This window comes from Rhodococcus chondri (assembly GCF_036327435.1).
Classification (GTDB): Bacteria; Actinomycetota; Actinomycetes; order Mycobacteriales; family Mycobacteriaceae; genus Rhodococcus; species Rhodococcus chondri.
In genome coordinates this window covers 1-13,619 of sequence record NZ_JAUZMZ010000129.1, presented here as the reverse complement: position 1 = coordinate 13,619, position 13,619 = coordinate 1, and the positions used below count along the sequence as shown (strand labels likewise).

The 13,619-nt window shown below is 68.2% G+C and carries 11 protein-coding genes; 9 read left to right on the top strand and 2 right to left on the bottom strand.

Annotation, left to right across the window (positions count from 1 at the left end; translation table 11 throughout):
• Positions 1 to 1,410, bottom strand: coding sequence for a type VII secretion-associated serine protease mycosin (gene mycP, locus Q8814_RS19310; RefSeq protein WP_408015939.1), 1,410 nt, complete (start codon positions 1,408 to 1,410; stop codon positions 1 to 3).
• On the bottom strand, positions 1,410 to 2,870 hold the full coding sequence (eccD, locus tag Q8814_RS19305) for a type VII secretion integral membrane protein EccD (RefSeq protein ID WP_330153607.1): 1,461 nt from the start codon (positions 2,868 to 2,870) through the stop codon (positions 1,410 to 1,412). The genes mycP and eccD overlap by 1 nt, the downstream gene beginning before the upstream one ends.
• A gap of 212 nt (positions 2,871 to 3,082) precedes the next feature.
• Here eccD and eccCa point away from each other — a divergent pair, with 212 nt between their 5' ends.
• The 9 genes from eccCa to Q8814_RS19260 form a co-directional block, all read left to right on the top strand.
• Entirely contained in the window at positions 3,083 to 7,084 is a 4,002-nt protein-coding gene (eccCa, locus tag Q8814_RS19300) for a type VII secretion protein EccCa (protein WP_330153606.1), read from the top strand.
• Entirely contained in the window at positions 7,081 to 8,436 is a 1,356-nt protein-coding gene (locus tag Q8814_RS19295; RefSeq protein WP_330153605.1) for a type VII secretion-associated protein, read from the top strand. Before eccCa ends, Q8814_RS19295 begins: the two co-directional genes overlap by 4 nt.
• Positions 8,437 to 8,568: 132 nt before the next feature.
• Positions 8,569 to 8,922, top strand: coding sequence for a WXG100 family type VII secretion target (locus tag Q8814_RS19290; RefSeq protein ID WP_330153604.1), 354 nt, complete (start codon positions 8,569 to 8,571; stop codon positions 8,920 to 8,922).
• A gap of 51 nt (positions 8,923 to 8,973) precedes the next feature.
• Positions 8,974 to 9,270: a WXG100 family type VII secretion target gene (locus Q8814_RS19285; protein ID WP_330153603.1), complete on the top strand. Its 297-nt coding sequence runs from the start codon at positions 8,974 to 8,976 to the stop codon at positions 9,268 to 9,270.
• 271 nt (positions 9,271 to 9,541) lie between these two features.
• Positions 9,542 to 9,985: a 50S ribosomal protein L13 gene (gene rplM, locus Q8814_RS19280; protein ID WP_330153602.1), complete on the top strand. Its 444-nt coding sequence runs from the start codon at positions 9,542 to 9,544 to the stop codon at positions 9,983 to 9,985.
• A complete protein-coding gene (gene rpsI / locus Q8814_RS19275) occupies positions 9,982 to 10,524 on the top strand; it encodes a 30S ribosomal protein S9 (RefSeq protein WP_408015938.1) in 543 nt (180 codons plus the stop codon). Before rplM ends, rpsI begins: the two co-directional genes overlap by 4 nt.
• A 177-nt stretch (positions 10,525 to 10,701) precedes the next feature.
• Positions 10,702 to 12,039 (top strand): phosphoglucosamine mutase, encoded by a 1,338-nt coding sequence (gene glmM, locus Q8814_RS19270; protein ID WP_330153601.1) that lies wholly within the window; start codon positions 10,702 to 10,704, stop codon positions 12,037 to 12,039.
• A gap of 129 nt (positions 12,040 to 12,168) precedes the next feature.
• Complete coding sequence (locus Q8814_RS19265) at positions 12,169 to 12,525, top strand: hypothetical protein (RefSeq protein WP_330153600.1); 357 nt, start codon at positions 12,169 to 12,171, stop codon at positions 12,523 to 12,525.
• A partial coding sequence (locus tag Q8814_RS19260) for a WXG100 family type VII secretion target (RefSeq protein WP_330153599.1) occupies positions 12,522 to 13,619 on the top strand: 1,098 nt, incomplete at its 3' end. The genes Q8814_RS19265 and Q8814_RS19260, both read left to right, overlap by 4 nt.

Here is a 13,619-nt window from a genome sequence, read left to right as displayed (position 1 = left end):
TCAGCGGCCCGCATCTGTGCGCGCGGGCGGATGAGGAGGGAATGACCGCATCCGCCGGCGAAGCGGCATCGACAGCAACACCGCGAGGACGAGTGCGCCGCAGACCGCCCCGCTCGCGACGAGCGCCACGATTCGTGGACGCCGGTCGGGTGGCGGAACCGGGGTGGGAGCCGGCAGCGGCACCGACGCGAAAACGAGTTCCCGTTGTGCGGGTAGCGGCGCGGTGACGGCCGCGAGCGGATCGACGACGCCGTGACCGACCCGAGGGTTCCAGCCCTCGGCGGGCGCATGGGCGGTCGATTCGACCCGGTCCATCACCGCGCGTGCATCGAGGTGTGGGTGGCGGGCCCGGACCAGCGCAACGGTCGCGGCGACGAGTGGTGCGGCGAAACTGGTGCCGGAGATCGGTTCCGGGCCGTTGGCGCCGCTGTATCGGTCGGTCGAACCGCCGGAGTCCGGGTCGAGTGAGGTGACGGCGCTGCCGGGAGCCGCGACGTCCACCCACGGTCCGGGCAGACTGTAGTCGGACGGGACTCCGTCCTCCTCGACGGAGCCCACGGTCAGGACGTAGTCGTCGTACCAGGCGGGAGTGGCCAGCGTGGTGATGTGTTCCCACGGATCCGCATCCGGTCGCAGAGGATCGGCGCCGGCGGGATTGGACGGCTTGCAGAGTTCCGAAATGTTTCCTGCGGCCGCGACCACCACCGCATCCTTGATGTCCGTGGCATACTGTACCGCCGCTCCGAGGGAGCCGTCACCGAGGACTTCGGACACCGGTTTGCACGCAACTTCCGAGATGTTGATGACGGTGGCGCCGAGATCCGCGGCCCGGCGCACAGCCAGCGCCATGGTCCGGACGTCACCGTAGCCGGTGCTGTTGCGAGCCGTCTCGTCGTCTCCGCGATGGGTGCGGTCGGAGAAGTTCCGGCTCGACTGCCGGATCGTGATCAGCTCGACGTCGGGCGCGCCACCGGCGAACCCGGAGCCGTCCACAGGCTGTGCCGCGATCAGACCGGCGACCAGAGTGCCGTGCGCGTCGCAGTCGTCGGTCCCGTCGCCCGTCGATACGTAGTCGCCCCCGGGAATCGGGTCGGGCAGGCGAGGATGGCGGGCAACTCCGGTGTCGATGACCGCAACGGTTTGCCCGGCTCCTCGGGTCAGCGGCCACACCGATGCGAAATCCAGACTGCGCTGAGGGTGCGGCATCTGCGGAACGTCACCGATCGGCACCACCGCTGTGCACAGGTTGCGTTGCTCGGTCGCCGCCGGTGGGGCCGCCTCACCCGCCGGGGGCAGCAGTGCCGGATCGGGTACCGGGGGTGCAGCGGCTGCCGGGACCGAGGTGATCATCGTGAAAACCAGCAGAGCGGCTGCGGCGACGTGGGTCCATCGGCACGATCGGCGGATCATCAGAGGCCGCGGACGGCAGAGTAGAGTCCCGCAACCCAGCAGGCCAATGGGACGAGTGTCGCGATCACCGCATACTCGGTGAGTTCGGCGATGCGCCGTTGTACGGGGGTGAAGGACCTTCCGGGGGCGACCACCCCCAGCAGGATTGCGACGAGGAACAGCGTGAGCGAGAGGCCGAACAGGAGTTGGACGGGAAGGCTGCCTGCGGCCGCGGCCACCGCGATCAGTCCGACAGGCACCAGCGCGCCGCCCACCACGAGCGGCGCAGCCTTCTCGGCACCGGTGAACGTGCGTCCGCGGAACATCAGCACAACCGCTGTCGACACCGCCAACGCTATTCCGGGCCAGGATGTCCCGCCCTGCGCCGGCGGCCACGCGGCGCACCACGCACCCGCGACCGCGAGTACCACGACCGCGTACACGAACCCGGTCAGATACGAACGTGCCCGGGCGGCCTGCGCCTCGAGTTCCTCGAACGAGGGGAGGGGACTCTCGTCGTCCGGATCGGAGACCACCGGGTCGAGTGAGGTTCCGGGTGCGGGCACCGGAGGCAGCGGCACACCGGCCAGCGCCGTGGCCACTCGCGGCGCCACCGTGGAAAGAAGTAGGGCGGTGACGATGACGCCGGCGCCCAACGCCGGGACATCGAGCTCGGTGGACGCAGCCACCGTAAAGGCGATCGTCGCGACCGCGGACGTCGCAGCGATCGCCGTGAACGTCGCTGTACCTACCAGTGTGACGCGCATGGCGATCACGGCGCAGGCACCGACCAGCACTGATCCGAGCAAGAGATGCGGAGCCGCGAATTCTCCCGGCACGAAAAGCATTCCGGCGGCAAACGCCGCCGGTTCGGCACACACTGCCGGCAGTACGGCAGAAGAGCGATCCCCGTAGGCCCGTGCAACGACCGCGGCGGCACCGACGAGCAACACGGCAAGACCGGCGGCCGCTGCACCGGCCCACAACCGGCCGTCGCCCGGATCGAGGGTCAGCAGTGAGGCACAACCGGCGACGATCGACAGGAATGCAATCACGGAGCCGGCCAGGGCGGCCGTGTGCGCGGACCAGCGGCGCATCCGGTCCCGGCCGGCCACCGCGACGTTGTACATGACATCGTCGAACAGCGGCGGAGGTGCCGGAGCCGCGGCCTCTCCGAGGACGAGTAGTTCGCCGTCGCGGACGCCGTGTTCCTCGAGGCTCAACGCCCCTGCCAGAGATGCCTGGCCGATCCGGCCGAGTGTCCATGTATCCGGTTCGGCGTGCTCGGGGGTGGTATCGAAATCGTTGTCGGGGCGATGCGCCGCGATGAGATCCACGATGCCCGGCATCAGCAATGCCACCGGCACGCCGAGCGGCAACGCCAGGTCGACTTCGGTATGCCGGGCCAGAACGGTGACCCGGCACAGTTCGGGAGCTCCGACCCCGCTGTGTTCGCCGGATTCGGTGTGCGCAGCCGTCATCGGTCGATGATCCCCCGTCGCTCGTTTCACCGAGCGCGGTCCCACCGCGCCGCACCCGGAGCCGACGCAGACCATACGACATTGCCGAACCCGTGTCTCGCATGCATCGGCTGCGCACGGGGTGAGGATGTCGTGGGCATGCGTTACCCTTCGTCCACCGTGGGGATCGGCTGCAGGGGGCGGCCGGGGGCGGATGGGCGGGGGACGTTGTCGTGAGCACTGTGCGGTTCGCACGCAGGACGCGTATCGAGGCACCGCGAGCTCCCGGTGGCGAAGTGAGTTTGCAAGCGCCACCTGCGATTCCGCGCTCCACGCCGGGGAATTTGCTGACGAAACTGTTGCCGCTGGTGATGGTGGCGGCGATGATCGGCATGGTCGCGCTGATGTTCACTTCCGGAATGGCGCGCAGCCCCATGGCCTTGATCTTCCCCATCATGATGATGGTGTCGATGGTCGGCATGCTGGCGAACAGCGGTCGCGGAGGTGGCGCGAAGACGTCGGAAGCCAACGAGGATCGTAAGGACTATCTGCGTTACCTCGACCAATTGCGGCGTGACGTCGCCGAAACCGGCGCACAGCAACGCCGATCGCTCGAGTGGACGCATCCCGATCCGGCGGTGCTGTGGACCCTCGCAGGCACCGGCCGCATGTGGGAGCGCCGGCACACCGACGTCGACTTCTGCCACGCGCGGGTCGGCCGTGGCGGTCAGCGCCTCGCGACCCGGTTGATCGCACCGGAGACCGGTCCCGTCGAAGACCTCGAACCGGTGGCGGCCGTGTCGCTGCGCCGTTTTGTCCGTGCGCATTCGGTGGTCCCTCGATTACCCACGGCCGTGTCGCTGCGCGGATTCGCGGCGATCGCGATGGACGGCGATCGGGACGCGGCCCGCAGGCTTGCACGGGCGGTGCTCGGCCAGCTCTGCATGTTCCACGGACCCGACGTGCTCCACGTCGCGGTCGTGTGCGGTCCGGACACTGCGCCGGAGTGGGAATGGGCCAAGTGGCTGCCGCACGCACAGCATCCGGAGGTGCGCGACGGGGCGGGATCGGGACGCATGGTGTTCGGTTCGATGCTCGAACTCGAAACCGTGCTCGGTGCGCAGCTGTCCATGCGGGGCCGCTTCGCCCGCAACGTTCCCGCGGTCGAGGGTGTGCCTCATCTGGTGATCGTCGTCGACGGAGGTGTGTCCGGGTCCGGTTCGGGGCTGCTGGACGACGGGATCGACTCGGTGACGCTCCTGGACCTGTCCGGATTCGCGCCGCGGTTGTCGTCGACCCGCGGATTGCAGCTCGTCGTCGAGGAGGCGCGTGTCGGTGCCCGGTCGGGCGGAACCGTCGAGATGTTCGCCGATGTCGACGGCATCAGCACCGCGCAGGCTCAGACCCTGGCGCGCCGGTTGGCCCCGTACCGGGCGGCGACCCAGCACGCCACCGACGACGGAGCCGGAGACCAACGGCCCACGGCCTGGCAGGACCTGCTCGGACTCGGCGATCTGTCGCGGTTCGATCCCGAGCGGGCCTGGACCCCGCGGCGCGGTCGCGATCGGCTGCGCATTCCCATCGGTGTGGGCGTCGACGGGGCTCCTGTCGAAATCGATCTCAAGGAAGCCGCCGAGAACGGCATGGGTCCGCACGGATTGTGCATCGGCGCAACAGGTTCCGGAAAATCTGAGTTTTTGAGAACACTTGTACTGGGCCTGATCGCGACGCACTCGCCCGACGCCTTGAACCTGATCCTCGTGGACTTCAAAGGTGGCGCGACCTTCCTCGGCCTCGAACGAAGTTCGCACGTGGCCGCCGTCATCACCAACCTTGCCGACGAACTCGCGATGGTCGACCGGATGAAGGACGCCCTGGAAGGCGAAATGAACCGTCGGCAGGAACTGCTGCGGGCGGCCGGAAACTTCGCCAACGTCGGTGACTACGAGAAGGCCCGCACGAGCGGCGCGCCGCTCGCACCGTTACCTGCGTTGTTCATCGTCGTCGACGAATTCTCCGAGTTGCTCATGCAACAACCGGAATTCGCCGATCTCTTCGCCGCGATCGGGCGTCTGGGCCGTTCCCTGCACATGCATCTGCTGCTCGCCAGTCAGCGATTGGACGAAGGCAGACTTCGCGGACTCGACAGTCATCTCTCGTACCGCATCGGACTGAAGACCTTCTCGGCAAACGAATCCCGTAGCGTACTCGGTGTTCCCGACGCCTACCATCTGCCGCCGTCGCCGGGGGCGGGATACCTCAAATGCGATTCGGCCGAGATCGTCCGCTTCGCCACTGCATATGTATCCGGTCCTTACGAGCCCGGTCGGTCGTCGCGACGGGTGTCTCGGGTGCCCACTGCCACGATGCCACGACCACGGGTGTTCACCGCGCGGGAAGGTGCCGGACCCGGGGTTCTTCCGGCCGGAGCGGCAGCCGACGATGCTGCCGCACCGCCGGACCCGCCCACTGCCGACGAGACCCGGACCGTTCTCGATCTCGTGATCGAACGCGTTCTCGGACACGGAACGCCGGCGCACGAGGTGTGGCTGCCGCCGCTCGAGGAATCGCCGAGTCTCGATCGCCTGCTGCCACGCTCTTTGCTGAGCGGAGACGTGCTGCGTCAGGCGACTCTGCGTGTCCCGATCGGACTCGTGGATCGTCCGTTCGACCAGCGGCGGGACCCCCTGATGGTCGACCTGTCCGGTTCGGCAGGCAACGTCGTGGTGGTCGGCGGGCCGCAGTCCGGCAAATCGACGCTGCTCCGCACTCTCGTCCTGTCGATGGCGGCCACTCACACAGCCGAGCAGGTGCAGTTCTTCTGCCTCGACTTCGGAGGCGGCACCCTCGCCGGCATCTCCGGACTTCCGCACGTCGGGTCGGTCGCGAACCGACTCGACGCCGACCGCGTCCGTCGTACCGTGGCCGAAGTGGTGGCACTGCTGCGCGCCCGGGAGAAGATGTTCGGGGAACGAGGAATCGAGTCGATGGCGCAACTGCGCCGCGTGCGTGCCGACGGACGGTCCGAAACCGCCGCCGACCCGTTCGGCGACGTCTTCCTCGTGATCGACGGATGGCCGAGCATCCGGCAGGACTTCGAGGCGCTCGAACAGACCATCGGTGTACTTGCTGCGCAGGGCCTGTCCTACGGCATCCACGTGGTGATCAGCGCACCGCGATGGGGCGATGTCCGTCCGGCGATGCGCGATCAGTTGGGTACCCGTCTCGAATTGCGCCTCGGCGACCCGTCCGACTCGGAGTACGGCCGGAAGAAGGCGGCCACCGTGCCCGAGGGGCGGCCGGGCCGCGGCATCGAACGCGACGGCCTGCATGTGTTGTCGGCTCTTCCCCGAATGGACGGAAGTTCGGAGACTTCGGATCTTGCCGACGGTGTGGCGGCGGCGGTCGCGGCAATCGCCGCCGCCACCCCGGGACGGATGGCGCCGACGGTCCGGATGCTCCCGGACGAAATCGGCCGCAGCGCTCTGCTCGCCGCGCCGGGGGTGGAGTGGCCGGTCCCCGTGACGGCACCGATGTCGCAGCGGTTGCGCATTCCCATCGGTATCGACGAATCCGAACTTGCCCCGGTGTCGATCGATTTCACCGAAAGTCCGCACCTACTGGTGTTCGGGGACTCGGGATGCGGCAAGACGGCAGTGCTGCGCGCATTGTGCCGAGGCCTCATGGAGTCCAACACCGCCGCGCAGGTGCGCATCATCGTCGGTGACTACCGCCGCACGATGCTCGGCGAAATCGAAGGCGACCATCTCGGTGGGTATGCCCCGGCGGCGTCGGTGCTGTCGGCGATGACGCAGGAACTCGCGGGGATCTTCGAACGTCGACTGCCCGGCCCGGAGACCACCCAGCAACAGTTACGCGACCGGTCGTGGTGGTCGGGTCCCGAAGTGTTCGTCGTGGTCGACGACTACGACATGGTCGCGACGTCCGGCCAGAACCCGCTCGCTCCCCTCGTGGATTTCCTGCCGCAGGCCAGAGACATCGGTCTGCATCTGGTCGTGGCTCGTCGCTCCGGCGGGGCGGGACGTGCCCTGTTCGAACCTGTCCTCGCGAGGTTGCGTGAACTGTCCACTCCAGGGTTGGTGATGAGCGGCAGCAAGGACGAGGGTGCTCTGATCGGCACGGCACGACCGCAACCGATGCCGGCAGGTCGTGGCATTCTGGTCCGGCGCAGTGGAAACGCGCTCGTTCAGACCGCGTGGTCGCCGCTCCGATGACCGATGCCGATGTCCTGGGCCTGCACGTGGCGTCGGAACATCTGCTCGCCCGGTGGTGCGGCAGGACCAAGGAGATCCCCACAGGCGCAACGGAGTCGAACGACGACGAAGCACTGGTCGAACGGGTGCAGTACGCTGCGGCCGCCGTCGGTGCGCCATCGCACACGGGCACCGCTGTCGTGGTGCATCCGACCCGCTGGAATTCGCGCCGACGCGAACTGCTCCACACCGCCGCTCGGCACGTCGCGCGTAATGCGGTGCTCGTCCCCGTTTCCGTGGCGGCGCGCTGCGCCGTCGAGGCAGCATCGACCGAGCGGTGCGTCGTGGTCGAAGTGGCTCCGCAAGGTGTTACCGCGATCCTGGTGGGGCAGGCGGCGGACGAGGGACCGGTCGCCGTGCGTGTCGCGCGCGACCCCGACCTCGACGTCGGTCTTCTCGACACGCAGGGCGGCGCAGAAGAACTCATGACGCTGATCCGTGCGGTCTCCGGTTCCGTCGAACCCGATGTTCTGATCGTCACCGGGGTACCCGGCGAACCACGCGGCGCGGCACTCTGCGCCCGCATGACCGACCTGATCGGCCGGGGCATCCGGTTGGTTCCGGTGGCGGCGGTCGAAATGCTCGCCGCGGTGGCGGTGCCGGCGGCGTCGCCGAATCACGCCGCGGAGGCAACGCCGACGGCCCGGTGGTTACAGGACGTACGAGCGCCGATGCCGCCGCCCGCTGCGACTCGGCGCTTCCGGTGGGTTCCGGCCGCGGTGGTGCTGGCAGCGGTAGCAGTGGCGACGTTGCTGGGGTTCACCGTTGTAAGGGACGAAGACGTCTCCCCGCGCGACGACAGCACGGTTGCAGTACACGATCCCGATGGTTTCTCCGAGACCGACGGTGGCATGTCCGAGCCGACCGAACCGGACTCGGGGATCGCGCCGTCGACGCGGTTCGTATCGGGCCCGGTGCGGATCGATCTGCCGTCCCGGTGGCGGGTCCGCGCCGTCGAAACGGGTGCGCCGGAACGGACGGAGTTGCTGCCGGATTCCGGACCGGATCGCCGAATCGTGCTGGTGTACAGCCGTCTCGAACCAGGCATGGATGCGGATGCGGTGGCTCGTGTGCTCGGCGAGCAGATCTCGCGCCGCTCGGAAGTCATCCGGGAGCTCGACCCGGACACCAGATTCGGTGATCGTCCGGTGATCGCGTATGTCGAGGTGCCCGACGAGTTTTCGATGGTGCGGTGGTTTGTCGTCGTCGATTCCGGTGTGCAGGTCGCGGTCGGGTGCCAGTTTCTGACCGACGAGTGGACCGAGATTCGAAGCGAATGCGAGCAGGCCGTCCACACTCTTGCGGTCGAGTGACGATTTTCTTCGAACGATTCGGATCGAAGGGAACCGGACTGCGGTGGGCGGCGTCCAAACAGGTGTAGGCGCGAACCGGTTCAGACCACTGGGGGCTGACGAAACCGGACGCGGGACGACCAGGAGCAGGCTGTGAGTGAAACAGGTACGGGAAGTTCGAGTCAGCTGTCGACAGATGTCGTCACCATGGAGGTGGCCGCCGGGCAGTTGCGGGATTCGCGCGGAGAACTCGACAACATCCTTCGCGCGCTGAGTGGCACCGTGATGTCGGCGACGGACGTGTGGCGGAGTTCCGCCCAGACTCAGTTCGCCGGAATCATGGAGCGGTGGGACCGCAACGGCAGACAGCTGAACGTTGCGCTCGACGACATCGCCCAGGCGATTCAGACCAGCGGTCGCTCGTACGAGGATTCGGTGCAGGAGCACTCCCGCGCCCTCAATTCGGTCGATCAGGGTTCCGGGTCGGTTCTCAACGGCTCCTTCTGACTGTTCCGGCACGACTTCCAGACGGACCTTCGAGACCAAGGAGTACGCACAGTGACCAACGGCGAGATCTACCAGAACTTCGGCGGCATCGACGATCTTCACGCGAGGCTGGTGTCCTTGCAGAAGGGCATGAACGACACGCTCGACCGGATCAGAAGCCAGGTGGCACCGCTCGTCGAGACCTGGGACGGCAGTGCGAAGGCCAGTTACGAGACCACCCAGCTGCAGTGGAACCAGGCACAGGACGGCCTGAATCAGGTGCTGCACGAGATCAACACCGTCGTCGCGGGCGGCAACAACCAGATGCGCGACGTCGAGGACGCGAACCGGCGGCGTTTCCCGGGGTGATCGCCCGGGTGTGCCCGGTGGGTCGAGGGGAGGCCCACCGACTCTGCGATGTCCCGGCGGTGGAGAGGCCGCTGGGGCGTCGCGGACGCTGTGATCCGCGTGGCTCACTTTGACCCGGCGCGTTCCGGGCCGGTATCGTATCCGTTCGGCGTGTCGTACGCTGCCGTTGCTTCGTGCGCGGTGGACATCGGTTCTCGGGTCTCAACTGGCCGCCGAGGACGACTTTCGTCGACATGCAGGCCAGCAGCGAAACGATAGACGAGGAAGATCTGTGTCTACGTACACACCGAAAGCCGGCGACGTGACCCACCAGTGGCACGTCATCGACGCCACTGATGTGGTGCTCGGCCGCCTCGCGGTGCAGGCAGCAGGCCTGCTCCGTGGCAAGCACAAGCCCACTTTTGCTCCGCATGTCGACGGCGGTGACTTCGTCGTCATCATCAACGCCGACAAGGTTGCCATCTCCGGCAACAAGCGGACCGACAAGTTCCTGTACCACCACTCCGGTCACCCGGGTGGCCTCCGCGCTCGCTCGGTGGGCGAGGTTCTCGAGAAGAACCCCGACCGTCTCGTGGAGAAGGCCGTCGTCGGCATGCTCCCGAAGAACAAGCTCGGCCGCGCCATCGCGAAGAAGCTGAAGGTCTATGCGGGCCCGAATCATCCGCACACCGCGCAGCAGCCGGTTCCGTTCGAGATCAAGCAGGTGGCCCAGTGACTGAGCAGAACGTGAACGAAGAAGAGTTCGGCACCGACGTCGAGTCGACCGAGCCGGTCGAGAACGACGAAAACGTCGAAAACGTCGAGGTCGCGGCGGACGAGTACGTGGCCGACGAGGTTGCCGAGGCACCCGTCGCGCCGATCGTGATCGATCGCCCGATCCAGACCGTCGGCCGCCGCAAGGAGGCCGTGGTTCGCGTGCGCATGGTGCCCGGCACCGGCAAGTTCGTGCTCAACGGCCGCACCATCGAGGATTACTTCCCGAACAAGGTGCACCAGCAGCTCGTCAAGTCGCCGCTGGTGACCGTCGAGCGCGCCGAGTCGTTCGACATCCACGCTCGCCTGCATGGTGGCGGCCCGTCCGGCCAGGCCGGCGCGCTGCGTCTCGCCATCGCGCGTGCACTGATCGAGGTCACCCCCGAGGATCGCCCCGCGCTCAAGCGCGCCGGCTTCCTCACGCGTGACCCGCGTGCCGTCGAGCGCAAGAAGTACGGCCTGAAGAAGGCCCGTAAGGCACCTCAGTACTCCAAGCGCTGATGTGTGGCCGACGCTGACCCTGTCAGTGTCGGTATCTGTTCGACCACGAGAGCAGGCGTCGGTAGAGATTCGCTACCGGTGCCTGCTTTCGTGCATTCTGTCCCTCGATGGATTCGGCTCGCGGGGGTCGGGGGCGATTTCGGCAGCTGCGGCTGCATCGACGTGAAGGGTGTGTCTATGGGCCGGTTGTTCGGCACGGACGGAGTTCGGGGCTTGGCGAATGCCGAGTTGACGGCGGAGCTGGCGATGCAGCTCGCGGGCGCGGCAGCGGCTGTGCTTGCGGCGGGGGCCGACGGACGTCGCCCCGTCGCAGTGGTCGGCCGGGATCCACGGGCGAGTGGTGAGATGCTCGAAGCCGCGGTGACGGCGGGTCTCGCTGCGGCCGGGGTCGACGTCCTGTCGGTGGGAGTGCTGCCCACTCCGGCCGTCGCGTACCTCACCGGTCAATATTCCGCCGATCTCGGCGTGATGATCTCCGCCTCGCACAACCCCATGCCCGACAACGGCATCAAGATTTTCGCGGCGGGTGGTCACAAACTCGAGGACGCGGTCGAGGATCGCATCGAGGCGGTGCTGCGCGGCGACGAAAAGCCTGCGCGCCCGACCGGTGCCGGAATCGGCCGGGTCGGAACCGCATCCGATGCGGCGGACCGGTACCTCGCGCACCTGGCATCCACACTGCACAACCCGCTGGCAGGCCTCACCGTGGTCGTGGACTGCGCGCACGGTGCCGCCTCGAACGTCGCCCCCGCCGCATACGCGGCCGCCGGAGCGACCGTGGTAGCGATCAACGCCGAGCCGGACGGGCTCAACATCAACGACGATTGCGGGTCGACGCATCTCGAGTCGCTTCAGAAAGCTGTGCTGGAGAACAACGCCGATCTCGGCCTCGCACACGACGGTGACGCAGATCGGTGTCTGGCCGTCGACGCGGGCGGCTCCGTGGTGGACGGCGACGCGATCATGGCAGTGCTCGCCCTGAGTATGCGAGACAGCGGTGAGTTGCATGCGAACACCCTGGTGACGACCGTCATGAGCAACCTGGGCCTGCATCTGGCGATGCGGGACGCGGGCATCGACGTCCTCACCGTCGGAGTGGGCGACCGCTACGTGCTCGAGGGACTCCGGGGCGGTGGGTTCAGCCTCGGCGGCGAACAGTCCGGGCACATCGTGCTCCCGTCCCACGGCACGACCGGCGACGGCGTGCTGACCGGTCTGCGGTTGATGGAGCGGATGGCGGCGACCGGCACGACACTGGCCGAACTGGCGTCGGTCATGCAGTCGCTGCCGCAGGTGCTCGTCAACGTTCCGGTCTCCGACAAGACCGCCGTGGCGTCGGATCCCGCGGTCGCCGACGCGGTCGCGGCCGTCGAGCGTGAACTCGGCGACACCGGACGGGTGCTGCTGCGCCCCTCGGGAACCGAACAACTCGTGCGCGTCATGGTGGAAGCGGCCGACGACACGCGTGCCCGCGCGCTCGCCGAGCGGCTGGCCGACATCGTCGCCGCCGTCTGAGTTCCGTCCCGTCGGTTCGCGGGGAACCGCTGCGGATGCTGCTGCGTCCAACCTCTTCAGTAGGGGCCGAGCACCGGGCGGGATCGCTGTGGTGCCAGGCGCCGGTGCAGTTGGCGCGAGGGGGGCGACGTGGCGTTACACGACCGGCTGTTGTTCGACGGGGTCGCGGTCCGGAGAACCGCCGCCGACCTCGTCCGTTGCGCGGTTGACGCCGACGACACGTGCCGCCGCGCCGTGGGGAGCCTGGAGTTCGGCAACCGTTCGGTTGCCGTGCGGTACCGAGGGCGGAGCGCGACCGTCGAGGACGGCTACCGGCGTCTTCGCGAGGTGCTGGCTGGGTGGTCCGCGGAGACGGCAGGCTGCGCCGACGCGCTGCGCACTGTCGCGGATCGGTATGCAGGGCAGGAGCACGACACGGCTGCGGCGCTGCGCCGTGTGGATGAAACTTCCGGCCCGGGACGTGTCGCGGGGGAGTGGGGGCGGTGAACGCGCCGGCGGGGCACCTGGGCCGACTGCTCGACTCCGGCGCGGTCGGCCTGCGCTTCTTCTCGGGTTATCTGCCGCACGCCCACAGGCTGGGTGTCGCCGGGGAGGTGACCGCCGAGCGGTTGTATGAGCGCTACGACGAGCAGCGCGACCTCGACGTGTCCGTCCTCGAAGCCGATGCGGCGGTGCTCGCACGACTGGCCCGCGACATGGAGGCACACGTCGAGGAGCAGGCCGGCTGTGTCGCGGGACTGACATCCGCGTGGAGCGGCGACGCGGGAAGCGCCGCGCACGACGTGCTCGGCCGGGCCGTCGGACGAGGTGCCGAACTGGCCGGTGCGGTGCGTTCCCTCGCCGGCACTCTCGCCGGGACGGCAGACGGACTCGTTGCCGTCGTGACGGAAAAATCAGGTGCCGCAGCGCAATTCGCCGATGCCACGATCGGTGGTCGCACCGCGGCGGACGTCGAGGCGATTGTTGCGGGCGCCGCGGGCGAATCCGGGAGACCGACCGCGCAACAGCTTGCGCAGTGGGATGCGGGTGGCGCGGCCGTCGCGGATCCCGATGCTGTCGCGCGGTGGTGCGAGCGTTGGCTGGCCGAGGTGTTCGTGCCGGCGATCGAGACGGCGATCGAGGCGTTCATCCGGATGTGCGACGACGCCGACCGCGCCGTCGAGGAGTTGTTCGATGAACTGGCCGGATCGTTCGACAGCCTCGACCCACCGGTTCCGGACGCCATCGTGCCCGGAAACTCCATCGGCGGGGCCGAGAGGCCGGAGGCGGGCGATCTGCTCGACCCGGGGACGGAGCTGGTCGCCGCCGCCACCGGTTTCGCCGTCGCCCTCGGAGGTTTCGCGGAAGCGGTCCTGGATCTGGCCACCACCGCGGTCCGGGGCGCGACCGCGATCGTCGAGGCGGGAACCGCAGCAGCAGAGGCCGGAACAGAAGGCGCATCGGGAATCGACGCGGAAGGGGAGATCCCGTCGGCGGAGGCGGCCGCGCCGGTACGGCCTCCGGAGCCGGGTCCGGCTGCCGGCGTTCCGGACAACCTGCCCGGCACTTCCCGCTCGGCCGACTCCCACCCCGACCCCGAC

Bases quoted from the DNA above. Each gene is read 5' to 3' on its own strand.
- mycP (WP_408015939.1), bottom strand. From the start codon at position 1,410: ATGATCCGCCGATCGTGCCGATGGACCCACGTCGCCGCAGCCGCTCTG.
- eccD (WP_330153607.1), bottom strand. From the start codon at position 2,870: ATGACGGCTGCGCACACCGAATCCGGCGAACACAGCGGGGTCGGAGCT.
- Q8814_RS19295 (WP_330153605.1), top strand. From the start codon at position 7,081: ATGACCGATGCCGATGTCCTGGGCCTGCACGTGGCGTCGGAACATCTG.
- glmM (WP_330153601.1), top strand. From the start codon at position 10,702: ATGGGCCGGTTGTTCGGCACGGACGGAGTTCGGGGCTTGGCGAATGCC.